Raw genomic sequence first — 26,305 nt, forward strand, 5'->3', positions numbered from 1 at the left:
GAAAAAGGCCCCCGGAACACCGGGGGCCTTTCGCATTCCCTTGGCCCGATCAGCGGCCCAGCGGCATCCGGAACGAGACGCCGAGCGCGATGTCGTTTTCCGTGTCGTTGCCGAAGCTCGCTTCCACCTGCGCGTCCAGAACCGCGTCGCCGGCAAACTGGCGCGACCAGCTGGCGCCCAAGCCGTAGACGGTCCGGTCCAGCCCCGCGCCCTCAATCGTGATGGCCTGCCCGTCAAAGCGCGCGGTGATGTCGTCGGCGTCGCCGTCCATCCGCGTGACGGCCACATAGCCGCGCAACGCATCCGTTCCGCCCAGCACCACCGGAACACCCGCTTCCGCCCGGATATAACGGCTGTCCACATCGCGGGAGTCGATGTCCGTGTCCAGACGCGACAGGTCATAGCCGTCCAGCGCGTTGCGGCTCCACCCGCCCTCGGCGGCAAGATCGAAGCCGATCTGCCCGGCCTCGGGCGCGCGCATCAGGACCTTCACGCGACCCGCGACGCCCGCGATGTCGCCCTCGGCGCCCGCCGTGCCGGCGATGTCCTCGCCCTCGGTCTGGCCGGCGAAGGCCATGGCCACCGCGGTCAGGCGGTCGTTCGTCACGCCAAAGCGCAGGCCGGCGACCTTGGCCGTCACGTCGCCGCTTTTCGACAGGCTCAGGAACGCACCCGCCGTACCGCCGCCCAGGGCCATGTCATAGCCCGTGACGCCCAGCGCAAGGGAACTGCCGGATTCACCGTCCTGCCCGCGCCCGGCGGCCCACAGCCCCTCGCCCATCGGGGCCAAGAGAATTTGACGCGACAGGCCATAGGCCAAAGCCTGCGTATCGCGATCCTCGGCCCGCAGGGCGTCCTCGTCCAGCAGCACGATGGCCGAGGTGCCGACAAGGGCCGCCCCCGCCGTCGTCACCGTTTCCACGGCCGAGCCGAGGGTCAGGCGATCGAAGGTGGCATAGGTCACTTCCAGCGTGTCGGCTCCCTCGCCCATCTCGATCGTACCGTCGATCTGCGAGCCGTCGTTCAGCACCAACCGGTCGTCGCCCGCGCCCAGGTTCAGGGCCGTGCCGTCGCGCCCGGTGATCGTGCCGCTGTTGATCACCGTCTGCGCGCCCGTGTCGGCCGGATCGGTGTTGATCCCGATGGCCCCTTCGATCCGCCCGCTGTTGGTCACGGTCGACGCGTCCGTGCTGGGGTCGAAGTCGATGCCGTCCTGGCTGCCCAGCGCCAAGATCGTGCCCGTATTCTCCACCGTTCCGGAATCGAGGTCGATGCCGTCCTGTTCGCCGCCGTCGGACAGGATGGTGCCCGAATTCTCGATGGTGGCGTTGCGGCCGGCGTTGATCGCGTCATCCCCGGCCCGGATTGTGCCGAGGTTGGTGACGAGAATCCCATCCTCGTTGGCGTTGATGCCTTCGCCCACCGCCACGACGGTGCCCGTCGTGTCGTTGTAAAAGGTGCTGTCGACGCCGATCTGCACGCCATCGTCGGCGCCGGTGATGGTGCCGTAGTTGGCAACTCCACTGTTGTCGCCCACGTTGACGCCGTCCTTGCTGGCGCCGATCGTGCCACGGTTGAGGACAAGGCCATTGTTTTCCGTCTGGATCCCGTCGCCTTCGACCAGCACCGCGCCCGACGTGTCGAAGCGTCCGGCCGTGATCGTGCCGATGTTCTGCACGATGCCGTTGTCATCGTCGATCTTGATGCCATCCTCGCCCGAGGTCACGGTGCCTTCATTGCTGACCAACCCACGCAGGCCTTCGATGCGGATGCCATCCTCCCCGGCGGTGATGGTCGCCCCGGCCGCGTTGATCACGACGGCGTCGTCGCCTTCGGCCTTGACACCCGCAGCGCCCCCCGTGATCGCGCCGATGTTGATGATGGTGGCCGCGCCCTCGGTCTGGATGCCATCATCGGTGGCGGTGATGACCCCTGCGTTCCCGACACGCGCCCCGGCGTTCAGGTTGATCCCGTCCTTGCCCGTGCTTTCGATCGTGCCGCTGTTGGTGACCGTGGCGTCATCGCCGCCCTGGATGGCGTGGTCGAAGGCCGACCGCACCGTGCCCGCGTTCACCAGCGTGACGCCGTCGCCGAAGCGGAACGCCTGCGCGTCCTCCGCCTCCACCTGCGCGCCGGGCTGGACCGTCAGGATCGCGTCGTCCAGATCCTTGTCCACAAGGCCCGTGCCGGAGCCCGAGCAGGTCACGCCGCTGGCCGAGGAGTCGCAGGCCGATTGCGCAAAAGCCGCGTTGGACAGGGCCGTGGCGCAGAGCAGCGTGAAGGTCAGGCTCGCAAGCCGAGGCGCGGAAAGGGAAACGGGCACTGGTACATCCTTGCTGGCCGGGGGGAACGCCCCCCCTCTAGGGCCCCAAGATCACATGGATGTGACAGGTGCACACCTTCGGATGCGGCAAAGGGCGGGCTTGCCCAGAGGCCACGGCCCGCCGGATACCCGTGCTCAGGATCACGCTGCGGGGGACATGCATGACACCACAGACCCAAACGCGCCCGGGCTCCGTGGCCGAGGTGTTCGGCGCGTTCCTGAAGCTGGGCCTCACCTCCTTCGGGGGTCCGGTGGCCCATCTGGGGTATTTCCGGGAGGAGTTGGTGCTCCGCCGCCGCTGGCTGGACGAGGATGCCTATGCCGAACTGGTGGCGCTGTGCCAGTTCCTGCCGGGCCCCACCTCCAGCCAGGTCGGCTTTGCCCTTGGGTTGGGGCGCGCGAGCTGGGGCGGCGCGCTGGCCGCGTTTCTGGCCTTCACCCTTCCCTCGGCGCTGATCCTTGGGGGGCTGGCCCTGACGGCGGCGGCTGTCGACGGGCCGGCGGCGGCAGGGCTGGTGCACGGGTTGAAGATCGTGTCGGTGGCGATCGTGGCGCAGGCCGTCTGGGGGATGGCGCGGTCCTTGTGCCCGGACCAGGACCGGGCGGCCATCGCCGTGGCCTCCGTGGCGCTGCTGGCCGTGATCTCGGGTCCGGCGGCGATGCTGTGCGCGATCGGGATGGGCATGGCGCTGGGCCTGTGGCGCGTGCCCGGCGCAGCCACCGGCGGGCGGGGCCTGTCCTTTCCCGTTTCGCGCGCCGTCGGCCTGGGGGCGCTGGCGGTGTTCCTGCTGCTGCTGGTCCTGCTCCCGGCCCTGCGGTCGTCCGGAAACATGGCCGCGATGATCGACAGCTTCTACCGTGCCGGATCGCTCGTCTTCGGCGGCGGGCATGTGGTGCTGCCGCTTCTGCAGGCCGAGGTGGTGGCCACGGGGCAGGTCAGCGAGGATGTGTTCCTGTCCGGTTATGGGCTGGCGCAGGCGGTGCCGGGGCCGTTGTTCACCTTTGCCGCGTGGCTGGGAGCGTCGATGTCCGGCCCGCCGGGAGCCCTACTCGCGCTTCTGGCGCTGTTCCTGCCTGGTTTCCTGATCCTGATCGCGGCCCTGCCCGGCTGGACTTGGCTGCGGCGGTCCGCCTGGACCCATTCGGCCGTCGCGGGCGCCAACGCCGCCGTGGTGGGGGTGCTCGCCATGGCGTTGTATGACCCGGTGTTCACCACGGGGATCACCAGCCGCATCGATTTCGCGCTGGCGCTGATTGGGCTGGTCGCGCTGACGATGTGGAAGGCGCCACCTTGGGTTGTGGTGGCGCTTGGGGCCTTGGCGGGTGTCGGAATGGCGCTTGTGGCGTAACACGACACGTCGGCTGATCGGGATTCGAAAGGCCACGGCAGGTGGCATGGCAGAAAGAAACGCTTCCCTCGCTTCTTACAAACATACTAGTATTGTCGAAGAATCAGGTGGGCGACATGGAACACGAAACGCGTCAGCGTCGGCCAAGGCGCATCGACCCCCTGACGGCCGCCGCGCGGTCGCGGGCCGAACAGCCGCGCATCGCCAGCCTGATCCATCGGGAGCTTCACAACGACATCGTCGCCTTTCGCCGCAAGGACAGCGACGGGCACGCGATGAAGACGCTGGTGCGGGTCGGGTGAAGGCCCCTTCTGCCGGCTGGACAGGCCGGCAGATCCCGGATTGACATTTGGTCAATATGGAACAAATAGTGAACGAATAACTGCCGTCTTCTTCCACCGGAGCCTGACACTGCCATGTCCGTGCCCCCCTTGCCTTTCGCCCGCGTCGCCTTGCGCCGCGGGTGCCGTTTGCCATCCTTCGACCCGGACCTGCGCCGGTGGTCCCCCGAACACCGGACGGGGGCCTGACGATGGCCCGGATCCTGTCCGTCTTCCTTCCCGCCTGGCCGACCGATCGGCTACGGCGGCAGGCGGACCATGCCCCGCCCGAGGACGCCCCGCTGATCGTGGCGGGGCGCGTCGGCAACCGCCGTCTGGTCACCGGTGTGGATGCGGCGGCCGCCGCGCTTGGCCTCCGCGTCGGCATGGCGGTCAGCAAGGCGCAGGCGCTGGTGCCCGGCCTTCTGGTGGAAAAGGCGGATCCGGCGGCGGATCTGGCCAGCCTGGAACGCCTCGCCCTTTGGGTGCTGCAACGGCTGGCGCCCGTGGTGGCCGTGGATCCGCCGGACGGGATCGTCATCGACTCCACCGGCACCGATCACCTGCACAGGGGCGAGGAGGCGATGCTGGAGGCGCTGATGGGCCGGCTCGCCCTGTCGGGGGTGACCGCCCGGCTGGCCTTGGCCGACACTTGGGGCGCGGCGCACGCCTTGGCGCGGCATGCGGCCGATCCGACGCTGATCGCCCACGGCCCCGACCCGCTGGCCCCCCTGCCGCTGGAGGCGCTGCGCCTGCCCCCCGCCACCGCCGCCGGGCTGCGCGATCTGGGCTTTGCCCGCATCAGCGACCTGGTGGGCCAGCCGCGCGGGCCGCTGACCCGTCGCTTCGGGCCGGAGCTGTGCCGCCGTCTGGATCAGGCGCTGGGCGAGGCGGCGGAGCCTATCGACCCCCTGCGCCCCCCCGGCCTGATCCAGGTGCGCCGCGCCTTTGCCGAACCCATCGGCGCGGCGGAAACCATCGCCCGCTATGTCGGAAAGCTGGTGGTGCAGCTGTGCGCGTCGCTGGAGGAACGGGGCCTCGGCGTCCGCCGGATGGACCTTCTGTGCACCCGCGTCGACAACCGGGTGGAAACGGTGCGGATCGGCCTGGCCGTGCCGCAGCGCGACCCGCAGCGCCTGACCCACCTGCTGTGCGACAAAATCGAAACCATCGCCCCCGGCTTCGGGATCGAGGTCATGACGCTGGCGGCCACCCTGACCGAACCCTTGGACGCCCGGCAGGCCAGCACGCTGGACACCCCCGCCGCCGACCTGTCGGGCCTGATCGACACCCTGTCCAACAGCCTGGGCGCGCGGGCCATCTACCGCGTGGCCCCCGTGGCCAGTGACGTGCCGGAACGGTCGGTCCGGCGCATCCCGGCGCTGGCGACGGATGCGGATCCGGGCTGGCCCGACCATTGGCCGCGCCCTTCCCGCCTGCTGCGCAGACCCGAACCGATCGAGACGATGGCCCTGCTGCCCGACCACCCCCCGAACTGGATCGGCTGGCGCGGCATCCGCCGCCGGATACGCCGCGCCGATGGGCCCGAACGGATCTTCGGCGAATGGTGGACGCGCGACGCCGAACGGATGGCGGTGCGAGACTATTTCCGGATCGAGGACGAGGCGGGCGAACGCTTCTGGATCTTCCGCGCGGGCGACGGGGAAAGCCGGGCCACCGGATCGCACCGCTGGTTCCTGCACGGGGTGTTCGGATGACGCGCGTCCACACCTTCCCGGATCGGGACGATGTCTTTCCCGAACCTGCGCGCCCTTCGCCGGGTCAGGGCGGAAGGGTCCGCGTCCCGCACGGCCGCCACCCCGCGCAGCCACGCCCATGACCCGCTATGCCGAACTTCAGGTGACGTCGCACTTCTCGTTCCTGCGCGGCGCCTCCTCGGCCGAGGAGCTGTTCGCCACCGCCGCCGTGATGGGCATCAAGGCGCTGGCGGTGACGGACCGCAATTCGGTCGCGGGCGTGGTGCGGGCGTGGGAAGCGGCCAAGACCACCGGCGTCCGGCTGGTGGTCGGCTGTCGGCTGGATCTGGCCTGCGGAATGTCGCTGCTGGTCTATCCCACCGATCGCGCCGCATGGTCGCGGCTGTGCCGCCTTCTCAGCCTTGGAAAGGCCCGCGCCGGCAAGGGCGGCTGCCATCTGGACTGGGCCGACCTTGCGCCTTACGCCGAAGGGCTGATCGTGGTGCTGGTGCCGGACACCGCCGACGACACCTGCGCCCTGCGCCTGCGCCGGTTGCGCAACCTGTTCGGCGACCGCGCCTATCTGGCGCTGACGCTGCGCCGCCGCCCGAACGACCAGCTGCGGCTGCACGAACTTTCCACGCTGGCCGCGCGGATGCGGGTGCCGACGGTGGTGACGAACGACGTCCTCTACCACGACCCCTCGCGCCGCATCCTGCAGGACGTGGTCACCGCAATCCGCCACACCACCACGGTGGAGGCGCTGGGCTTTCGCCGCGAACGCCACGCCGACCGATACCTGAAACCGCCGGAGGAGATGCACCGCCTGTTCGCCCGCTATCCGCAGGCGCTGGCCCGCACGGGCGAGATCATGGACCGCTGCCGCTTTTCGCTGGACGAGTTGAAATACCAATACCCCGAGGAGCGGGAGGACCCCGCCCTGACCGCGCAGGACACGCTGGCCCGCCTGACATGGGAAGGCGCCGCCACCCGTTACCCCGAGGGTGTTCCCGAGAAGGTCGCGGCGTCCCTGAACCACGAACTGACGCTCATTGGCACCCTTGAATACGCGCCCTATTTCCTGACGGTCCACAGCATCGTGCGCCACGCCCGTTCGCAGGGCATCCTGTGTCAGGGCCGCGGCTCGGCCGCGAACTCCGCCGTGTGCTATGTCCTTGGCATCACCTCCATCGACCCGTCCTTCAACGACCTCCTGTTCGAGCGTTTCATCTCGGAAGAGCGCCACGAACCGCCCGACATCGACGTGGATTTCGAGCATGAACGGCGCGAGGAGGTGATCCAGTGGATCTACCGCCATTACGGGCGGGAACGTGCCGCCCTTTGCGCCACCGTGATCCGATACCGCGCCAAGGGGGCGCTGCGGGACGTGGGCAAGGCGATGGGCCTGCCCGAGGATCTGATCGCCGCCCTGTCCGGCCTGATCTGGGCCTGGTCCGAAACGGGCGTCAGCGACGCCCAGATCCGGGAGCTGAACCTGAATCCCGACGACCGCCGCCTGCGCCTGACCCTGTCGCTGGCCGCCCAGTTGCAGGGAGTGCCCCGGCACCTGAGCCAGCATCCCGGCGGGTTCGTCCTGACGCAGGACCGGCTGGACGATCTGGTCCCGATCGAGCCCGCCGCCATGGCCGACCGGCAGATCATCGAATGGGACAAGGACGACATCGACGCGCTGAAGTTCATGAAGGTGGACGTGCTGGCACTGGGGATGCTGACCTGCATGGCCAAGGGGCTGGAGCTGATCGCGGACCACAAGGGCGTCCATCACGACCTCGCCTCCATCCCGCAGGAGGACAAGGCCACTTATGCGATGATCCAGAAGGCCGACACGCTGGGCACCTTCCAGATCGAAAGCCGCGCCCAGATGGCGATGCTGCCCCGCCTGAAGCCGACGGAATTCTACGACCTTGTCGTGCAGGTCGCCATCGTCCGCCCTGGCCCGATCCAGGGCGACATGGTGCACCCTTACCTGCGGAGGCGCGAGAAAAAGGAGGCGGTGGACTATCCCACAGACGCGTTGAAGAAGGTGCTGGGCAAGACCCTCGGCGTACCGTTGTTCCAGGAACAGGCCATGCGCGTCGCCATCGACTGCGCGGGCTTCACGCCCGGTGAGGCGGACATGCTGCGCAAGTCCATGGCCACCTTCAAGTTCACCGGCGGGGTCAGCGCCTTCAAGGACAAGCTGATCGAGGGGATGGTGAAGCGGAACTATGACCGCGAGTTCGCCGAACGCACCTTCCGGCAGCTGGAAGGCTTCGGCTCCTACGGTTTTCCCGAAAGCCATGCGGCCAGCTTCGCGCTGATCGCCTATGCTTCAAGCTGGCTGAAATGCCACCATCCCGACGCCTTCTGCGCGGCCCTTTTGAATAGCCAGCCCATGGGGTTCTACGCCCCCGCCCAGATCGTGCGCGACGCGCAGGAGCATGGGGTGGAGATCCGGCCCGTCTGCGTCAACGCCTCCCGCTGGGATTGCACGCTGGAGCCTGCGGGCGAGGGGTTCGCCGTGCGGCTGGGGCTGCGCATGGTCAAGGGCCTGGCCAACCTTCATGCCGCGGCCATCGTCCTGACGCGGGGGGACGCGCCGTTCGCCTCGCTCGAGGATCTGTGGCAGCGGGTGGAGGGCGTGCCCATGGCCGCCCTTCATCGCATCGCCGAGGCCGACGCCTTCCGCCCCGCCCTTGGCCTTGCGCGGCGCGAGGCGCTCTGGACGCTCAAGGGTCTGCCGGACACGGACCTGCCGCTGTTCGCCGCGGCCCGGCGGGACAGCCGGCCCGACATCGCCGAACCGGCCATCGCCTTGCGCCCCATGCCCGACGGGCGCGAGGTGGTAGAGGATTACAGCCATACCGGCCTGTCCCTGCGCCGCCATCCCGTGGCCTTCCTGCGCGAGGACCTGGCCCGGCGGGGCCTGCTGCCCTGCGCCGAAGCCATGGCCACGCGAAGCCGCCGCCGCTGGTGCGAGGTGGCGGGCCTTGTTCTTGTCCGCCAGCGTCCGGGATCGGCCAAGGGCGTCATGTTCCTGACGCTGGAGGATGAAAGCGGCATCGCCAACATCGTGGTCTGGCCCAAGATCTTCGAGGCGCACCGCCGCATCATCCTGGGCGCGCGCCTGATCGGGGTGCAGGGCCACGTGCAGCGCGAAGGCGAGGTCGTGCATCTGGTTGCGCGGCGGATCACGGACCTGTCGGCCGAACTCGCCAGCGTCGGCGCAAGGGGCGACGCCGGGCCGGAAGGCGATCGCCGCGCCGCGGACGCGCATCCTCGCGCAGGGACCCCGCCCGAAGGGCCGAGAGTCCGCGATATCTACATCCCCGACCTGCATCTGGACACGATCCGGATGAAGACGCGGGACTTCCGGTAGACCGCTCCGCCCCGGAATCAGTCGCGGAAGATGCGGGTGTGGATGCGCCCTTCGCCGTCGGACCACGCCCGGTACATTCCGGGACTGTTGAAGGGCAGCGTCACGTTGCCCTGACGGTCCACTGCGATCAGCCCGCCCGACCCGCCGCGCGCGCCCAGTTCGGACACCACGTCGCCCGCGGCGCGCACCAGATCCTGCCCCGCCCAGCGCATCCGGGCGTCGATCTCGTGCCCCGCTGCCCAGCGGATGAAGTATTCGCCATGCCCCGTGGCCGAGATGGCCGCCGTTTCGTCGTCGGCCCAAGTGCCCGCGCCGATGACGGGGCTGTCGCCCACCCGGCCCGGCAGCTTCGCCGTCATTCCGCCGGTGGAGGTCGCGGCGGCCAGATGCCCCTCCCCGTCGCAGGCAACGGCGCCCACTGTGCCGTGCTTGCGCGCGGGATCCCCGTCATCGGGCAGGTTCAGGCGGCGCCGCTCCAGCTCCGCCTCCAGCGCGGCGCGGCGGGCGGGGGTGCCGAACCAGTCGGGGGGCATCATCTCCAGATCCGCTCCGGCCAGGAAGGTGGCCGCGCCGGCCCCGGTCAGCAGGACATGCTCCGTCCGCTCCATCACCGCGCGGGCGGCAAGGATCGGGTGGCGCGGGCCGCAGATGCCCGCCACCGCCCCGCAGGCCCGCGTGTCGCCCAGCATGACCGCGGCGTCCATCTCGTGCGTGGCGTCCGAGGTGAAGACCGCCCCGCGCCCGGCGTTGAACAGGGGCTCGTCCTCCAGCGCCATGACGGCGGCGGTGACGGCGTCCACCGCCGCCCCGCCCTGCTGCAGCACATCGAGGCCGGCCTTCAGGCAGGCGCGCAGGGCCGCGTGATAGGCGGCTTCCTGTTCGGGCGTCATCCGTTCGGGCAGGATGGTGCCGGCGCCGCCATGCAGCGCGATCACGGGGGTCATGGCCAGTCTCCGGAAAAAGGGGTCAACGAACGGCGAAGCTCATCGCCGAAAGGGCGGTCATCCAGCCGACGACCTCGGCCATCGTGGCGCAGTCGAAGGCCACGGTGACGGGGTCCACGCGCACGGCCGGTGGCAGCACGGCGAACTGGTCGGCCAGCGCGGCGCGGACGGCCACGAACTCTGCACGGAACGGACCTTCGGGCCTGCGCACCGTCAGGTGCCCTGCCCCGCGCGCGGCCTCGGCCGCCTGTCGCCGCAGAAGATCGTGGGCCCGGGCCACCGACAGCTGCCGCGCCGCCCGTTCGCCCAGCGCGTGCTTCACGACGGCAAAGCGGGCGCCGGGAAAGAGGGGGGCGTTCTCCGCCTCGGTCCGGTCGTCGCCCGAGATCAGGCCCACGGGCACGCCCAGTTCCGCCGCATAGGCGCCGTAGATCGCGGGCTCTCCGCAGGCGAGGCCGTTGATCCGCACCTCGTGGAAGGCAAAGCCGTTGGTGGTGTGGGACAGCACGCCGCCGCCCCGCGCGCGCGAATGATGCCCGATCATGCAGAACAGGTCGTGGTCCGCCGTCAGCCCCGCCGCCATGTTCATGGGCTTCGGCTTGCCAAGGATCAGGTCCGCCGCCGGATGCAGCAGGTCCGGCAGCAGGTTGATCATGGGGCCGTGGCTGTCGTTCACCACGATGTCGGTGGCACCGCCTTCCAGCAGCCCCTCAATCACGGCGTTAACCTCGCGCGTCATCAGGATGCGGGCCTTTTCGTGATCGGCATGGCCCGCCTGGCACTGGGTGGGGGCGACGACGCCCGCCACCCCCTCAATGTCGGCCGAGATGTAGGCGCGCATCAGTGCGACCGCAGCTTGGGGTCCAGCGCGTCGCGCAGCCCGTCGCCCAGCAGGTTGAAGCCCAGCACGGTCAGGAAGATCGCCAGCCCCGGGAACAGCGTCAGGTGGTCGGCCACGCCCATATAGGTCCGCCCGTCCGCCAGCATCGCCCCCCATTCCGGCGACGGCGGCTGCGCGCCCAGCCCGATGAAGGACAGGGCCGCCGCCGTCAGGATCGACGTCCCGATCCGCATGGAGAAGTAGACGATCACGTTGGGCAGGGTGCCGGGCAGGATGTGGCGCAGCATGATCACGGGATCGGCCACCCCGACCGCGCGGGCGGCGTCCACATAGACCGCCTGCTTCAGTTGCAGAGTGGTGCCCCGCGCCAGACGGGCGAAGACGGGGATGGAGAAGATGGCCACGGCATAGATCACGTTGGTGATGCCCGGCCCTAGGATGGCGATAACGGCGATGGCCAGCAGGATCCCCGGAAAAGCCAGCAACAGGTCGCACAGCCGCATCACGAGGCTGTCCGTCCAGCCGCCGTAGTATCCGGCGACGATGCCCATTCCCACCCCGCCGATCGCGCCCAGCGTGACCGACAGGAACCCGACCGCCAGCGAGATGCGCGCCCCCCACAGGATGCGGCTGAAGATGTCGCGGCCATAGGTGTCGGTCCCGGCCCAGTGGGCGGCGCTGGGCCCTTGCAGGACGTTCATGTAATCGGGGGCCGACGGGTCGTAGGGCGCCACCCAGGGCGCGAAGACCGCGGTGAACACCAGCGCGACCAGAAAGGCCAGCGCCAGCAGGGCCACCTTCTGCCGCAGGAAGCGGCGGCAGAACTCGGCAAAGGGTTTGCGGGTCTTGCCGACGGTGTCCGTTGTGGGGCTGAGGGCGGTCATTTGTAACGGATCTCCGGGTTGGCAAAGACGTAGAGCACATCGACCAGCAGGTTGATGAGGATGAACTGGAGCGAGAACATGAGCACCAGCGCCTGGATCACGGGGTAATCGCGGTAGCTGACGCTGTCGACCAGCAGCCGGCCGACGCCGGGCCAGGAGAACACGCTTTCCACCACGATCGACCCGCCCAGAAGGAAGCCGAACTGCAGGCCCACCATGGTGATGATCGGGATCAGCGCGTTGCGCAGCGAATGGCGCCAGATCACCCGGCGTTCCGGCACGCCCTTGGCGCGGGCGGTGCGGACGTAATCCTCGCGCGCGATCTCGATGAAGGCGGACCGGGTGAAGCGGGCCATGACGGCCGCGACGCCCAGGCCCAGCGTGAAGGACGGCATGATGAAATGCTGCCACGTGCCGTAGCCGCCCGTGGGCAGCCAGCCCAGCCGGACGGAAAAGAGGTTGATGAGCAGGAGCCCCAGCCAGAACGGCGGGAACGAGATGCCCGACACCGCGACGATCATGCCAGTGTAGTCGGGCCAGCGCCCGCGCCGCACGGCCGAGATCACGCCGATCAGCAGCCCGACCGCCACCGCCCAGACCATGGCGAACACCGTCAGCCAGATCGTGGGCATCAGGCGCATCCCGATCTCCTCGGCCACCGGGCGGCGGGTCTTCAGCGAGGTGCCGAAATCCCCCTGCACGGTGTTCGACAGATAGGTCGCGAACTGCTGCGGCAGCGGCTTGTCGAGGCCCAGCGCCGTGCGAACCGCCTCCACGTCCTGCGCCGTCGCCTCGGGGCCCGCGACCAGCCGCGCGGGATCCCCCGGCAGAAGGTGCACGAACGCGAAGACGGCCAGCGTCACCATCAGGACCACCGGGATCGCCCCGAGCAGTCGTTTGATCAGATAGGAAAGCATTGGTTCTCATACCAGTCGGTCGAGCCCCGGGCGCGGGACGCAGGGGCGGGGCTTGGGCGGTCCGGGGCGGCGGGGCCGCCCCGGCGGGACTCACTCGGCGAAGGCGGCGTCTTCCAGCAGGAACCCGCGGTCGGGCAGCATGTGCACGCCCGAAAGGTCGCTGGTCTGGGCCGAGATGAGGTCGGCCACACCAAGGAAGATCCACGGCGCGCCTTCCCAGGCCAGTTCCTGCGCCGTGGCGTAGAAGCCGGCCCGCTCCTCGGGGTTGGCCGTGCCGATGGCGCCGTTGATCGCCGCATCCACGTCCGCGTCCTTGAAGTAGGCCACGTTGAACATCGCCGGCGGGGCGCTCTCGCTCAGCAGCAGCGGGCGGATGCCCCAGTCGGCGTCGCCGGTGGAGGAGGACCAGCCGCCGTAATACATCTGCACCTCGGCCTTGTCGGCGGATTCGATGGACCAGATGCGCTGGGCGGCCACGCCCGCTTCCAGCGGAACAACGTTCAGCGTCACGTTCACCTGCGCCAGCTGTTGCTGGATGAACTGCATCGCGCGCAGGGATTCGGTGTTGGAGTTCGCCCAGATGTCGGCGGTGAACCCGTCGGCATAGCCCGCCTCGGCCAGCAGGGCCTTGGCCTTTTCCACGTCATAGGCGTATTCGCCGGCCGTCACGTGGAAGGCGAGCCCCGAGGGGATGATCGAATCCGCGGGCGTGCACAGGCCGCTGAACACGATCTTGCAGAACGCGTCCTTGTCCACGGCATGGTTCAGCGCCTGACGCACCAGCTTGTTGTCGAACGGCGCCTTGTTGTTGTTCAGCGAGACGTAATACTCGACGATCGAGGGCGAGGTGGTGACCTCCAGCTTCGGGTTGTTCTCCACCACCTTCATCAGTTCGGGCGGGAAGTTCGGCACGAACTGCGCCTCGCCCGTCTGCAGCATCGCCATCCGCGCGCCGGATTCGGGGACCGAACGGATGATGACGCCGTCCACCTTGGCCGGTTCCTTCCAGTAGGCGTCGTTGCGCTTGACCTCCAGCGTGTCGGCCGACCAGCGGTCGAAGACGAAGGGGCCGGTGCCGACCGGGTGGCGGCCGATCTCGGACCCGTATTCCTTCAGCGCGGCGGGCGAGATCATCATCGCGCCCGGATGCGCCAGCGAGGCGATCATCGCGCCGAAGGGCTGCGACAGGATCAGCTTCACCGTATGGTCGTCCACCACCTGCACGTCCGAGATCATCGACACGAGGCTGCGGCGCGACAGGTTGTTGGCCGGGTCGCGCAGCCGGTCGAGGTTGACCTTCACCGCTTCGGCGTCGAAGGCGGTGCCGTCGTGGAACGTCACGTTATGGCGCAGGCGGATGGTGAACTCGGTCGCGTCGGCGTTGCTGTCGTAATCCTCGGCCAGCAGCGGGACCAGCTTCATGTCCTTGTCGAAGCCGAACAGCCCTTGGTAGATCAGGCGGAGCGAGGTCTGCGACAGCGTGTCGTTGACGTTGGTCGGGTCCAGCCCCGTCAGGTTGTTCTGGATCGCGACGGTCAGGTCCTTGGCCAGGACCGTTCCCGGGACCAGCATGGCCAGCCCGAGGGCGGTCGAGACGAGCAGGGATTTCATGTTCATGTGTGCCTCTCCTGTTTTTATGGGAATGTCAGCCGAAGGTGCCGACGGTGTGGCGGGCGACGAAATGCTGCGGCGCCACCTCCACCAGCGGTTCCACCTGCGGGGGATCGTCCACGCGGCGCATGGCGCTGGGGATCTCCCCCTCGATCAGCGGGCGGTCGCGGTTGCGCGCCTGGGGTGACGCGATGGGCACCGCCGAAAGAAGGCGGCGCGTGTAGGGGTGCTGCGGATTTTCGAACACCTGCCGGCGGGGTCCGATCTCCACGATCTGGCCCAGATACATCACGGCGACCCGATGGCTGACGCGTTCGACCACCGCCATGTCATGGCTGATGAAGATGTAGGACAGGCCGCGCTTTTCCTGCAGCTCCATCAGCAGGTTGATGACCTGCGCCTGGATCGACACGTCCAGCGCGGCCACCGCCTCATCCGTGATCAGGACGTCCGGTTCCCCCGCCAAGGCGCGGGCGATGCAGATGCGCTGCCGCTGCCCGCCTGAAAATTCGTAAGGATAGCGCTGCGCGTGTTCGGGCTGCAGGCCCACGTCGCGCAGCAGTTCGGCCACCCGTTCGTCCACCTCGCGCCCCTTGGCCAGACCGTGGGTGATCAGCGGTTCCGCGATGGAAAAGCCCACGGTCAGCCGCGGATCCAGCGACGCGAAGGGGTCCTGGAACACGTACTGGATCTTGCGCCGCACGGCCTTGCGGTCGCGCGCGGGCAGCGTGAAGATGTCCTTGCCGTGATACAGGACCGAACCCGAGGTCGCCTCCTGCAGCATCATGAGGGTGCGGCCCGTGGTCGATTTCCCGCAGCCCGATTCCCCCACAAGGGCCAGCGTCTCGCCCTGACGCAGGTCGAAGTTCACCTTTTCCACCGCGTGGACGCGCCCCGACACGCGCGACAGCAGCCCCTTGCGGATGTCGAACCGGGTGACGAGGTCGCGCACCTGAAGCACCGGCGCCTCCGCCGTCACGGTGTTCTGCGGGGCGTATTCCTCGAAGCTTGTCGCGTCGCGATGGTCCCCCTCGGCCTTCAAGAGGGGGAAGCGGCGCGGCAGGTCCTGACCGTTCAACGCGCCCAGGCGCGGCACCGCGGCCAGCAAGGCGCGGGTGTAGGGGTGCTGCGGCGCGTCGAAGATCTGCTCGACCGTGCCTTCCTCCACCTTCTGGCCGTGGCGCATCACCAGAACCCGGTCCGCCACCTCGGCCACCACGCCCATGTCATGGGTGATGAACAGGACGGCCATGCCCATCTCCTCTTGCAGCAGGCGGATCAGGCGCAGGATCTGGGCCTGGATCGTCACGTCCAGCGCCGTTGTCGGTTCGTCCGCGATCAACAGGCGCGGCTTGCAGCTGAGCGCCATGGCGATCATCACGCGCTGGCGCATCCCGCCCGACAGCTGGTGCGGGTGCCGGTCCAGGATCCGTTTCGCGTCCGGGATCCGCACCTTTTCCAGCATGCGCAGCGCTTCGGCCCGCGCTTCGGCCGCCGTGCAGTCCTGATGCAGGCGCACGGCCTCGGCGATCTGCTCGCCCACCGTGAAGACCGGGTTCAGCGAGGTCATCGGCTCCTGGAAGATCATCGCGACGTCGTTGCCGCGGATGCGCTCCATCTCGTGCAGCGGGGTCTGCGCCAGATCGCGGGTGGTGCCGTCGCGGCCCGTCAGGCGCACGCGCCCGCCCACGATCCGGCCGCCACCGAATTCCACCAGCCGCATGACCGACAAGGAGCTGACGGACTTGCCCGACCCCGATTCCCCCACCACGGCCAGCGTTTCCCCGGCCCGGATCTCGAACGACAGGTCCTTGACCGCGCGGAAGACGCCGTTCTCGCCCCGGAACTCGACATCAAGCCCCTCGACAAGGATCGTGGGGTCCGGGCGCGTCTGCATCGTGGTCGTCATTGCGAATCCTTGGCGGGAGTTGAAGACGAGGCGATGTCGTCCGTGTAGAGGTAGGGAAAGATCAGTCGGGTGACGGCCGTCGCTTCCGACGTGCTCTGGTAGCGGGCATTCAGCACGGAGGCGACGGCCTCCATGAAGGCGAAGCCGGCCATGGCGGAACTGTTCAGCACCGGATGCGCGGCCGGAAGGACGAAGGTCTGGTCACACAGGTCGTGCAGGGGCGAATGCAGGCCGTCGGTCAGCGCCACACAGGGCACGCCGGACGCCCGTGCCAGCCGCACGAACTCCATCGTGGCCACGGAATAGCGTGGCAGGCTCATCGCGAGGATCAGGTCGCGCGGGCCCATCCGGCCGATCAGCCGCGCCATCCGTTCATGCCCGCCCGTCCCGTCCAGCAGGATCTGGTTGCGCAGGAACGGCTCGGTCAGCCCGAAGAGGTAGTTCATGCAGCGCGCGCTGCTGCCGAACCCCAGCATGCCGACCTGCCCGGCCGCCACCATGCGGTCGACCAGTGGTTCCAGCTGCTCCGGCGACAGGCCGCGGGCCATCGCCTCCACATTGTCCAGCGACGCCCGGACGGTCTGCTCCACGATCTCGGCGGTGGAGGTCTGCTGGGCGCGGCCAATGTTCTCAATCGGCTGAAGAAGGTCCTGGTATTGCCGGATCGCGATCGCCCGGAACTCGGCATAGTTCCGAAGGCCCAGATGCCGGACAAAGCGGGTGATGGTTGCGGGCGACACTTCGGCCCCCTGCGCCAGATCCTCGATCCCCATGGTGGCCACAAGGAAGGGGTTGGACAGGACATAAGCGCCCACACGCTTGTGAGTCGCCGACAGATCGGCCCATCCGGCTTCGATGAATGTCTTCAGGTCGGTCATGTATCGAGTGGTCCCCTTGTGAAACCATAGAACCCTGAAACCTCATCTGTGAAAATATATTTGCATCTCGCCCAAGGTGCCGAAGGTTTTTGTTCATCCATTGATCACTGACGCCACTTATTGATCATGAATTGTGCAGAAGATGCATGCCACTGGGTCAGGCCCACGGCGTCGCCCGGCACGATGGCTTTTCTCTTGCCTCGGAAGTTTCGACCAAGTATCGATCGGGGCGGGACACCCTTCCCCAACGAAGGGCGAATATCTGTGAGGATACCAGCAATGGCTCTCGAAGCTCCGGCCACGCGTCCGGCAAACCCGCGCTTTTCTTCCGGCCCCTGTGCCAAGATCCCCGGTTTCACCCTCGACATGCTGTCCGACGCGCCCTTGGGCCGTTCGCACCGCGCCGCCGTTGGCAAGTCCAAGCTGGCCGAGGCGATTGACCTTACCCGCGCCGTTCTGAACGTTCCGGCGGACTACCGCATCGGCATCGTTCCCGCCTCCGACACCGGCGCCGTGGAAATGGCCATGTGGTCGCTGCTGGGTCCCCGCCCGGTGGAGATGCTGGCCTGGGAATCCTTCGGCGAAGGCTGGGTCACCGACGTGGTCAAGCAGCTGAAGATCCATGCCGAGGTCAAGAAGGCCCCTTACGGCGAGATCGTGGACCTGAACACGGTCGATTTCGACAAGGACGTGGTCTTCACCTGGAACGGCACCACTTCGGGCGTGCGGGTGCCGAACGGCGACGCGATCCCCGCGAACCGTCAGGGCCTGACGATCTGCGACGCGACCTCCGCCGCCTTTGCGATGGACCTGCCGTGGGACAAGCTCGACGTCGTCACCTTCTCCTGGCAGAAGGTGCTGGGCGGTGAGGGCGGCCACGGCGTCCTGATCCTGAGCCCCCGTGCGGTCGAACGGCTGGAGCATTACACCCCCGCCTGGCCCCTGCCGAAAATCTTCCGCATGACCAAGGGCGGCAAGCTGATCGAAGGCATCTTCAAGGGCGAGACGATCAACACGCCGTCGATGCTGTGCGTCGAGGATTACCTCATGTCCCTGAAATGGGCCCAAGGCCTGGGCGGCCTGCCCGCGCTGATCGCGCGGTCGGAAGCCAACGCCAAGGCGGTGGCCGACTTCGCCGCCACCCGTCCGTGGATCGCGAACCTCGCCGTGGATCCGGCAACGGCCTCCTGCACCTCGGTCTGCCTGAAGTTCACGGATGCGCGGATCAAGGACGATGCCGCCTTCGCCAAGGCCGTGGCCAAGCGGCTGGAGAAGGAAGGCGTGGCGCTGGACGTCGCGGCCTATCGCGACGCGCCTGCCGGCCTGCGCATCTGGTGCGGTGCCACGGTTGAAAGCTCGGACGTGGTGGCGCTGATGCCGTGGATCGAATACGCCTTCAACACGGAGATCGAGGCGCAGTAAGCGCCTCTCTCCCCTCCCCCCTCCTTTTCAAGCACAAGGAGCCCATCATGGCCCCCCGCGTTCTCGTGTCCGATGCCCTATCGGAAACCGCCGTCCAGATCTTCCGCGACCGCGGGATCGAGGTCGACTACATGCCCAAGCTCGGCAAGGACAAGGAAGAGCTGGCCCGCATCATCGGCCAGTATGACGGCCTTGCCATCCGGTCCGCCACCAAAGTGACCGACAAGCTGCTGGCCGAAGCCACGAACCTGAAGGTCATCGGCCGCGCAGGGATCGGCGTCGACAACGTGGACATCCCCGCCGCGTCGAAAAAAGGCGTGATCGTGATGAACACGCCCTTCGGCAACTCCATCACCACCGCCGAACACGCCATCGCGATGATGTTCGCCGTGGCGCGGCAGCTGCCGGAGGCGTCCGCCTCCACCCATGCCGGCAAGTGGGAGAAGACCCGCTTCATGGGGGTGGAGCTGTTCAACAAGACGCTGGGCGTGATCGGTGCGGGCAACATCGGCGGCATCGTCTGCGACCGCGCGCTGGGCCTGCACATGAAGGTCGTGGCCTACGATCCCTTCCTGTCGGACGAACGCGCGGCCAAGATGGGCGTGCAGAAGGTCGAACTGGACGAGCTTCTGGCCCGCGCCGACTTCATCACCCTGCACGTGCCCCTGACCGACAAGACCAAGGGCATCCTGAACGCCGAGTCGCTGGCGAAAGCCAAGCCCGGCGTCCGCATCATCAACTGCGCCCGTGGCGGGCTGGTGGATGAGGCGGCGCTGGCCGCGGCGCTGCAATCGGGCCATGTCGCCGGTGCCGCCTTCGACGTGTTCGAGACGGAGCCCGCCACCGACTCCCCCCTCTTCAACCTGCCGAACGTGGTGGTAACGCCGCACCTCGGCGCCTCCACGACCGAGGCGCAGGAGAACGTGGCCCTGCAGGTGGCCGAGCAGATGTCGGACTACCTGCTGACGGGCGCCGTGCAGAACGCGCTGAACATGCCCTCCGTTACGGCCGAGGAAGCCGCCGTCATGGGCCCTTGGGTGAAGCTGGCCGGCCACATCGGCACCTTCATTGGCCAGATGACGGACACGCCGATCACCGCGATCAACGTGCTTTATGACGGCACGGTGGCCGAGATGAACCTGGCCGCGCTGAACGCCGCCGCCATCGCGGGCATCATGAAGGTCGCGAACCCGGACGCGAACATGGTCTCCGCCCCCGTGGTGGCCAAGGAACGTGGCATCCAGATCTCCACCACCCGTCAGGAAAAGTCGGGCGTCTTCGATGGCTACATCAAGGTGACCGTGGTGACCGAGGATCGCGAACGGTCGATCGCCGGCACCGTCTTCTCGGACGGGAAGCCGCGGTTCATCCAGATCAAGGGCATCAACGTCGACGCCGAGATCGGGCCCCACATGCTCTACACCACGAACGAGGATGTGCCGGGCGTGGTCGGCATCCTTGGCATGACGCTGGGCCAGCACGGGGCGAACATCGCGAACTTCACGCTGGGCCGCGCCGATGCGGGCGGTCAGGCCATCGCGATCATCTATCTGGACGAACCGCTGAACAGCACCGCGATCGAGGCGTTGCAGGCCACCGGCAAGTTCCAGCAGGTCCGCCCGCTGGCCTTCGACGTGGCTTGACCTTCGCGCAAGCCGCACTCCTATGAAGCCGGGGGCTTCCGCCCCCGGCTTTTTTCATGAGGCACCATGCACACCTATGCCATCGGCGACATCCACGGCCAGATCGACCTTCTGCGCGGCGCCCATGACCTGATCGCCCGCGACATGGCCGAACATGGCGCCGCCCCCGTGGTGCATGTGGGCGACCTCGTGGACCGGGGGCCGGATTCGGCCGGGGTGATCGAGCTGCTGCGCACGGGCATCGCCGCCGGGCGGGACTGGATCGTGCTGAAGGGCAACCATGACCGGATGCTCTCCGGATTTCTGGACGATCCCGCCTGGCGCGATCCGGGTCTGAAGGTGGAACACAGCTATCTGCATCCCAGAATCGGCGGCGCGACCACGCTGGCGAGCTATGGCGTCCTCAACGCGGCCGATCGCCCCGTGGCCAAGGTCCATGCCGAGGCGGTGGCCGCCGTTCCGCAGGCCCATCGCGACTTCCTCGCCTCCCGCCCCGTCAGCTTCCGGCGGGGGGAGTGCTTCTTCTGCCATGCGGGGATCCGCCCCTCCGCCGCCCTTTCCGCGCAGAACGAACAGGACCTGTGCTGGATCCGCCGCGGCTTTCTGGAGGTGACGGAGCCGTTCGAGGCGCTGATCGTGCACGGCCACACCGCCATCGACCACGCCACGCATTACGGCAACCGCATCAACCTCGACAGCAGCGCGGCCTATGGCGGCCCCCTGTCGGCCGTGGTCCTCGAAGGGCGGCAGGCCTTCCTGCTGACCCCCGCCGGACGCAAGCCGATTCCCGCCGACACGCCGCGCGCGGGTTGACCTTCGGGCCGGGGAAACGCAAGGGTCGCCCCGGACGTGCGGAGGCCTCAGATGCGTAGCTTGATCACCTATATCCTGTTTGTCGTGGTTGTTGTCGGGATCGGCATGTTCATCGGCACCCATTGGCAGCCGGGCGAGTGGTATGCCGGTTTGCAGAAGCCCTTCTTCACGCCGCCGAACGCCTGGTTCCCGGTGGTTTGGACCGCGCTGTACGTCATCATCGGCTTTGTCGGCGCGCGCATCTTCACGCAAGGCGGGCCGGGCCTCTTGTGGGCGCTGCAACTGGTGCTGAACTTCGCTTGGACGCCCGTCTTCTTCGGGGCGCACAACATGGTGGCGGGGGTGGCGATCATCGCAGCCCTCTGGCTGACCATCGTGGCCTTCATCGGGCGGGCGTGGGCGGGGGACAAGCTGTCGGCCCTGCTGTTCGTGCCTTATCTGGCCTGGGTCACGGTGGCGCTGGCGCTGAACGGGGCGCTGATCTTGCTGAACTGACGTTCTGTCCCGCCGAAAGAAAAAGGCCCCGCACAATGGCGGGGCCTTTCTTTTTACCCGTCGCCTTCGGCCTTGGCCTCGGGCGCGATTTCTTCGCCGGTTTCCTGATCGACCATCTTCATGCCAAGGCGCACCTTGCCGCGATCGTCGAAGCCCAGCAGCTTCACTTTCACTTCCTGGCCTTCCTTCAGGATCTCGTTCGGGTGCTGCAGACGCTTGTTGGCAATCTGCGACACGTGAACCAGACCGTCACGCTTGCCGAAGAAGTTCACGAAGGCACCGAAATCGACCAGCTTCACGACCTTGCCGGTGTAGACCTTGCCTTCTTCCGGCTCGGCCACGATGGACCAGATCATGTCGTAGGCGCGCTTGATCGCGTCCGCGTCGTTCGACGCGATCTTGATCATGCCGTCGTCGTTGATGTCGACCTTGGCACCCGACGTTTCCACGATCTCGCGGATGACCTTGCCGCCCGAACCGATCACTTCGCGGATCTTGTCGGTGGGAATGGTCAGCGTCTCGATCTTGGGGGCGTAGGCAGAGAACGCGTTGGCCGAGGTCAGGGCCTTCGACATCTCGCCCAGGATGTGCAGACGGCCGTCGCGGGCCTGCTCCAGCGCCTTCTCCATGATCTCGGGCGTGATGCCGGCGATCTTGATGTCCATCTGGAGAGAGGTGATCCCGTTCTCGGTCCCGGCCACCTTGAAGTCCATGTCGCCGAGGTGATCCTCGTCGCCCAGAATGTCGGTCAGCACGGCGTAGGAACCGTCATCTTCCAGGATCAGGCCCATGGCCACACCCGCGACCGGCGCCTTCAGCGGAACGCCCGCATCCATCATCGCCAGCGAGCCGCCGCAGACGGACGCCATCGAGGAGGAGCCGTTCGATTCCGTGATCTCCGACACGACGCGGATCGTGTAGGGGAAGTCGGTCGGCGACGGCAGGACGGCCTGCAGCGCGCGCCAGGCCAGTTTGCCATGGCCGATCTCGCGACGGCCGGGCGAGCCGACACGGCCCACTTCGCCGACCGAATAGGGCGGGAAGTTGTAGTGCAGCAGGAAGTTGGAGCGCGAGTTGCCGTGCAACGCGTCGATGATCTGCTCATCCTCGCCCGTGCCCAGCGTGGTCACGACCAGCGCCTGCGTTTCGCCGCGGGTGAACAGCGACGACCCGTGCGTGCGCGGCAGGATGCCGGTTTCCGACACGATCGGGCGCACGGTGGTCGTGTCGCGCCCGTCGATGCGGGTGCCGTTCTTCACGACGTCACCGCGCAGGATGGCCGATTCCAGCTTCTTGAAAGCGGAACCGAGGTTCGCATCCGCCAGGTCTTCCTCGGACAGCGCGGCCTTCACGGCGGTGCGGGCGGCGTCGATCGCGTCGACGCGGTCGCCCTTGTCTTTGATGGCGAAGGCCGCGCGCATCTGCGCCTCGCCCGCCTTCTTCACCTTGGCGTAAAGCGCCGAGTAGTCGGCCGGCTCGAAGTCGAACGGCTCCTTCGCCGCGTCCTCGGCCAAGTCGATGATCAGGTCGATCACCGGCTGCATGGCGTCGTGACCGAACTTCACCGCGCCCAGCATCTCGGCTTCGGACAGCTCATAGGCTTCCGATTCGACCATCATCACGGCGTTCTTGGTGCCGGCGACAACGAGGTCCAGACGCTGGTCGGGGTTGCCACGCAGGTTCTGCATGTCGTCGACCGACGGGTTCAGCACGTATTCGCCATCAACGAAGCCCACGCGGGCCGCGCCGATCGGGCCCATGAAGGGCACGCCCGACAGCGTCAGCGCGGCCGAGGCAGCGATCATTGCAACGATGTCAGGTTCGTTTTCCAGATCGTGCGACAGCACGGTGCACATCAGCAGGACTTCGTTCTTGAAGCCCGGCACGAACAGCGGACGGCAGGGGCGGTCAATCAGGCGCGAGGTCAGCGTCTCCTTCTCGGACGGACGGGCCTCCCGCTTGAAGAAGCCGCCGGGGATCTTGCCGGCCGCGTAGTATTTTTCCTGGTAGTGGACGGTCAGGGGGAAGAAGTCCTGGCCGGGCTTCTGCGCCTTGGCAAAGGTCACGTTGGCCATGACCGAGGTTTCGCCAAGCGTGGCGATCACGGTGCCGTCGGCCTGACGGGCCACTTTGCCGGTCTCCAAGGTCAGCGTCTCGCCGCCCCACTCGATCGACTTTTTCGTAACGTTGAACATGTGTTTTCCTGTTCTGGCCGGGGGACCCTCCCCCGGCTTGGCGTCCGGACGGCGTTCGTCCGGGGTCCTTGGGTTCTGCCGTGCGGACGGACCTGCCCCGCGCGATGCGAAAACGGCGACGCGCCCCGCAGGGGGGCGCGTCGGAAAGGTCAGCGGCGCAGGCCCAGGCGACCGATCAGGGTCGTGTAGCGGCCTTCGTCCTTGCCCTTGAGATAGTCGAGCAGCTTGCGGCGCTGGGCCACCATCATCAGAAGGCCACGACGGGAGTGGTTGTCCTTCTTGTGGGTCTTGAAGTGCTCGGTCAGCGTGGCGATCCGCGACGACAGGACGGCGACCTGGACTTCGGGCGAACCGGTGTCGCCTTCCTTGGTCGCGTATTCCTTGATGAGGCGGTTCTTTTCTTCAACGGTGATCGACATCGGGGTCTCCTTCGATGTTCGGTGTGACGGCGCAAGCCAGGATGTCGTCCAGCAGGGCCCGGACCCGCCGCGAACGCGGAGGGATACGCGCACATACAGGAAAACCCCCTTCCTGTGAAGGGGCGTTCGCCCGCATCGCAGTTAACCATTTTGTAAGAACGTTTCAAGAACGCGCTTCGCGCAGACCACAGTTCGGGCTATCTGTGGTTGCAGAACGGGTTCGCGGGTGCACGCGATGGTTAACGGGGTGGAACGATGATCGGGCTGATCGGGATCATGGGTGCGATGATGGCGGGCGCCGCCGCCGACGCCGTGGCAGGCCGTTTCCGCCCGGTGGAGGAGGACTTGCCCGAGGACGAGGAGCCCACGGCCGAGGACACCTCGGACGAGGACGCACCGCGCGGCGACTTCATGGACATGATCGACCCTCCGAACGCGGGGATGCCACAGTCGGACGACCTGCCTGACCTCGTGGACGCCCCGGTGACGCAAATTGGAACGGACGGCCCGGACACGCTGAACGGTGCGGGCGGCAACGACACCCTGACCGGCGGCGCGGGCGATGACGGCCTTGAAGGTCGGGGCGGCGACGATGCGCTGCAGGGCGGCGACGGGCGCGATCACCTGGAAGGCGGCGACGGTCGCGACACGCTGGAGGGCGGCGCGGGTGCCGACACCTTGCGCGGCGGCCGCGACGACGACCGGATCGACGGGGGCGCGGGCGCCGACAGCCTTCAGGGGCAGGACGGCAACGACACGCTGACCGGCGGCGACGATCACGACACCCTGATGGGCGGCGCAGGCCGGGACCGGCTTCAGGGCGACGCGGGCGACGACTGGCTGACCGGCAACGACGGCGACGACTGGCTGAACGGCGGCACCGGGTCCGACACGCTGGACGGGAATGACGGCGACGACACCCTGTTCGGCGGCGACGATGCGGAGCGGGACTTCCTGAACGGCGGCACGGGGAACGACCGGCTGGTGCTGGCGTCGGACGATTACGGCACGGGCGGCGAAGGCCTCGACACCTTCGTGCTGGGCGAAGGGCGCGCGGACAAGCCCGTGACCCTGACCGACTACGACCCTGCGCAGGATCAGCTGGACCTAAGCTACGATCCCGCCCAGGGCCTTCCGGTGGTGGAGATGCGGGAGATGCAGGGCGCGACCCATGTCTTCGTGGACGGGCAGCCGCTGGCCATCCTGAAGGGCGTCACCGGGCTGGACCCCGCCAGCGTCCGCTTCGTCCCCCTGCACGGGTAGAATTGCAATTCGGTCGGCTGGCGGCTATCTCGGGTCGGTCAGACGCGAGCAGAAGGCCCAACCGCCCATGAACTGGATCTCGAACTACGTACGCCCGAAGATCAATTCGCTCTTCTCGCGCCGCGAGGTGCCGGAGAACCTGTGGACGAAGTGCCCGGAATGCGGGACCATGCTGTTCCACCGGGAGCTGGCCGAAAACCTGAACGTCTGCCCCAACTGCGATCACCACATGGCGATCAGCCCGCGCGACCGGTTCAAGGCGCTGTTCGACGGCGGCATCTTCACCGAGATCTCGGTGCCGGAGCCGGTGGTTGACCCGCTGCAGTTCCGCGACCAGAAGAAATACCCCGACCGCCTGAAGGCCGCGCAGAAGTCCACCGGCGAAAAAGAGGCCATGCTGGTGGTGGAGGGCGACATCGCCCGCACGCCGGTGGTGGCCGCCGCGCAGGACTTCAGCTTCATGGCCGGCTCCATGGGGATGTATGTCGGCAACGCCATCGTCGCCGCGGCCGAACGCGCCGTGGCGCTGAAGCGTCCGCTGGTCCTCTTCTCGGCCGCCGGGGGCGCGCGGATGCAGGAAGGCATCCTGTCGCTGATGCAAATGCCGCGCACCACGGTCGCCGTGCAGATGCTGAAGGAAGCGAACCTGCCCTACATCGTGGTGCTGACCCACCCGACCACGGGCGGCGTGACCGCGTCCTACGCGATGCTGGGCGACGTGCACATTGCCGAACCCAACGCGCTGATCTGCTTTGCCGGACCTCGCGTGATCGAACAGACGATTCGCGAAAAGCTGCCCGAAGGCTTCCAGCGCGCCGAATACCTGCTGGATCACGGGATGCTGGACCGCGTCACGCACCGCAAGGCGCTGCGCGAAGAGTTGGTCACCATCCTGCGCATGCTGACGCGTCAGACCCCGGCCGTGCGCGCCGACCTGCCCGCCCCGCCGCCCGAAGCGCCGATCACCCCTCCGGCCCCGCCGCACGCGTGACCGGGTCGGACG

The 26,305-nt window shown here is 67.8% G+C and carries 20 protein-coding genes; 10 read left to right on the top strand and 10 right to left on the bottom strand.

The window, feature by feature from the left end:
• Positions 1 to 49: 49 nt before the first annotated feature.
• Positions 50 to 2,323: a hypothetical protein gene (locus PIJ50_RS02470; RefSeq protein WP_271972390.1), complete on the bottom strand. Its 2,274-nt coding sequence runs from the start codon at positions 2,321 to 2,323 to the stop codon at positions 50 to 52.
• 161 nt (positions 2,324 to 2,484) lie between these two features.
• On the opposite strand from PIJ50_RS02470, the gene chrA reads away from it, so the two are divergent.
• The 4 genes from chrA to PIJ50_RS02490 all read left to right on the top strand — a co-directional run bounded on the left by chrA (position 2,485) and on the right by PIJ50_RS02490 (position 9,068).
• Complete coding sequence (chrA, locus tag PIJ50_RS02475; protein ID WP_271972391.1) at positions 2,485 to 3,672, top strand: chromate efflux transporter; 1,188 nt, start codon at positions 2,485 to 2,487, stop codon at positions 3,670 to 3,672.
• 116 nt (positions 3,673 to 3,788) lie between these two features.
• Positions 3,789 to 3,974: a hypothetical protein gene (locus PIJ50_RS02480; protein ID WP_271972393.1), complete on the top strand. Its 186-nt coding sequence runs from the start codon at positions 3,789 to 3,791 to the stop codon at positions 3,972 to 3,974.
• A 230-nt stretch (positions 3,975 to 4,204) separates the two neighbouring features.
• Entirely contained in the window at positions 4,205 to 5,710 is a 1,506-nt protein-coding gene (locus tag PIJ50_RS02485; RefSeq protein WP_271972395.1) for a Y-family DNA polymerase, read from the top strand.
• 118 nt (positions 5,711 to 5,828) lie between these two features.
• On the top strand, positions 5,829 to 9,068 hold the full coding sequence (locus PIJ50_RS02490) for an error-prone DNA polymerase (protein WP_271972397.1): 3,240 nt from the start codon (positions 5,829 to 5,831) through the stop codon (positions 9,066 to 9,068).
• Between the two features lie 17 nt (positions 9,069 to 9,085).
• On the opposite strand, the gene PIJ50_RS02495 is transcribed toward PIJ50_RS02490, so the two are convergent.
• From PIJ50_RS02495 to PIJ50_RS02525, 7 genes are all read right to left on the bottom strand, one after another.
• Positions 9,086 to 10,012, bottom strand: a complete 927-nt coding sequence (locus PIJ50_RS02495; protein ID WP_271972398.1) for an isoaspartyl peptidase/L-asparaginase family protein — start codon at positions 10,010 to 10,012, stop codon at positions 9,086 to 9,088.
• A 22-nt stretch (positions 10,013 to 10,034) separates the two neighbouring features.
• Complete coding sequence (locus PIJ50_RS02500) at positions 10,035 to 10,853, bottom strand: M55 family metallopeptidase (RefSeq protein ID WP_271972400.1); 819 nt, start codon at positions 10,851 to 10,853, stop codon at positions 10,035 to 10,037.
• Positions 10,853 to 11,737, bottom strand: coding sequence for an ABC transporter permease subunit (locus PIJ50_RS02505; RefSeq protein ID WP_271972401.1), 885 nt, complete (start codon positions 11,735 to 11,737; stop codon positions 10,853 to 10,855). The genes PIJ50_RS02500 and PIJ50_RS02505 overlap by 1 nt, the downstream gene beginning before the upstream one ends.
• A complete protein-coding gene (gene gsiC / locus PIJ50_RS02510) occupies positions 11,734 to 12,654 on the bottom strand; it encodes a glutathione ABC transporter permease GsiC (protein ID WP_271972403.1) in 921 nt (306 codons plus the stop codon). The genes PIJ50_RS02505 and gsiC overlap by 4 nt, the downstream gene beginning before the upstream one ends.
• A 90-nt stretch (positions 12,655 to 12,744) precedes the next feature.
• Positions 12,745 to 14,271, bottom strand: coding sequence for a glutathione ABC transporter substrate-binding protein (locus PIJ50_RS02515; protein WP_271972404.1), 1,527 nt, complete (start codon positions 14,269 to 14,271; stop codon positions 12,745 to 12,747).
• A gap of 28 nt (positions 14,272 to 14,299) precedes the next feature.
• Positions 14,300 to 16,174, bottom strand: coding sequence for a dipeptide ABC transporter ATP-binding protein (locus tag PIJ50_RS02520; protein WP_271972405.1), 1,875 nt, complete (start codon positions 16,172 to 16,174; stop codon positions 14,300 to 14,302).
• Positions 16,171 to 17,052, bottom strand: coding sequence for a MurR/RpiR family transcriptional regulator (locus tag PIJ50_RS02525; protein ID WP_271972406.1), 882 nt, complete (start codon positions 17,050 to 17,052; stop codon positions 16,171 to 16,173). The genes PIJ50_RS02520 and PIJ50_RS02525 overlap by 4 nt, the downstream gene beginning before the upstream one ends.
• Positions 17,053 to 17,331: 279 nt before the next feature.
• Here PIJ50_RS02525 and PIJ50_RS02530 point away from each other — a divergent pair, with 279 nt between their 5' ends.
• The 4 genes from PIJ50_RS02530 to PIJ50_RS02545 all read left to right on the top strand — a co-directional run bounded on the left by PIJ50_RS02530 (position 17,332) and on the right by PIJ50_RS02545 (position 21,425).
• Positions 17,332 to 18,474 (top strand): phosphoserine transaminase, encoded by a 1,143-nt coding sequence (locus PIJ50_RS02530; RefSeq protein WP_271972407.1) that lies wholly within the window; start codon positions 17,332 to 17,334, stop codon positions 18,472 to 18,474.
• A 47-nt stretch (positions 18,475 to 18,521) separates the two neighbouring features.
• Positions 18,522 to 20,117, top strand: coding sequence for a phosphoglycerate dehydrogenase (serA, locus tag PIJ50_RS02535; protein WP_271972409.1), 1,596 nt, complete (start codon positions 18,522 to 18,524; stop codon positions 20,115 to 20,117).
• A 66-nt stretch (positions 20,118 to 20,183) separates the two neighbouring features.
• Positions 20,184 to 20,930 carry a metallophosphoesterase gene (locus PIJ50_RS02540; RefSeq protein ID WP_271972411.1) on the top strand — a complete coding sequence of 249 codons (747 nt, stop codon included), beginning with the start codon at positions 20,184 to 20,186 and terminating at the stop codon, positions 20,928 to 20,930.
• Positions 20,931 to 20,981: 51 nt separating this feature from the next.
• Positions 20,982 to 21,425, top strand: a complete 444-nt coding sequence (locus tag PIJ50_RS02545; RefSeq protein ID WP_271972412.1) for a TspO/MBR family protein — start codon at positions 20,982 to 20,984, stop codon at positions 21,423 to 21,425.
• Positions 21,426 to 21,478: 53 nt separating this feature from the next.
• On the opposite strand, the gene pnp is transcribed toward PIJ50_RS02545, so the two are convergent.
• Both pnp and rpsO read right to left on the bottom strand, forming a co-directional pair.
• Positions 21,479 to 23,620: a polyribonucleotide nucleotidyltransferase gene (gene pnp, locus PIJ50_RS02550; RefSeq protein WP_271972413.1), complete on the bottom strand. Its 2,142-nt coding sequence runs from the start codon at positions 23,618 to 23,620 to the stop codon at positions 21,479 to 21,481.
• Positions 23,621 to 23,769: 149 nt separating this feature from the next.
• The gene (gene rpsO, locus PIJ50_RS02555) at positions 23,770 to 24,039 is read right to left on the bottom strand and encodes a 30S ribosomal protein S15 (protein WP_271972415.1); all 270 of its coding nucleotides are present in this window, start codon (positions 24,037 to 24,039) and stop codon (positions 23,770 to 23,772) included.
• Between the two features lie 255 nt (positions 24,040 to 24,294).
• On the opposite strand from rpsO, the gene PIJ50_RS02560 reads away from it, so the two are divergent.
• Positions 24,295 to 25,302 (top strand): calcium-binding protein, encoded by a 1,008-nt coding sequence (locus tag PIJ50_RS02560; protein ID WP_271972417.1) that lies wholly within the window; start codon positions 24,295 to 24,297, stop codon positions 25,300 to 25,302.
• 67 nt (positions 25,303 to 25,369) lie between these two features.
• The gene (accD, locus tag PIJ50_RS02565) at positions 25,370 to 26,293 is read left to right on the top strand and encodes an acetyl-CoA carboxylase, carboxyltransferase subunit beta (protein WP_271972419.1); all 924 of its coding nucleotides are present in this window, start codon (positions 25,370 to 25,372) and stop codon (positions 26,291 to 26,293) included.
• Positions 26,294 to 26,305 lie beyond the last annotated feature (12 nt).

The sequence above is a fragment of the Falsirhodobacter sp. 20TX0035 genome (genome assembly GCF_028307215.1).
Taxonomy (GTDB): domain Bacteria; phylum Pseudomonadota; class Alphaproteobacteria; order Rhodobacterales; family Rhodobacteraceae; genus Falsirhodobacter.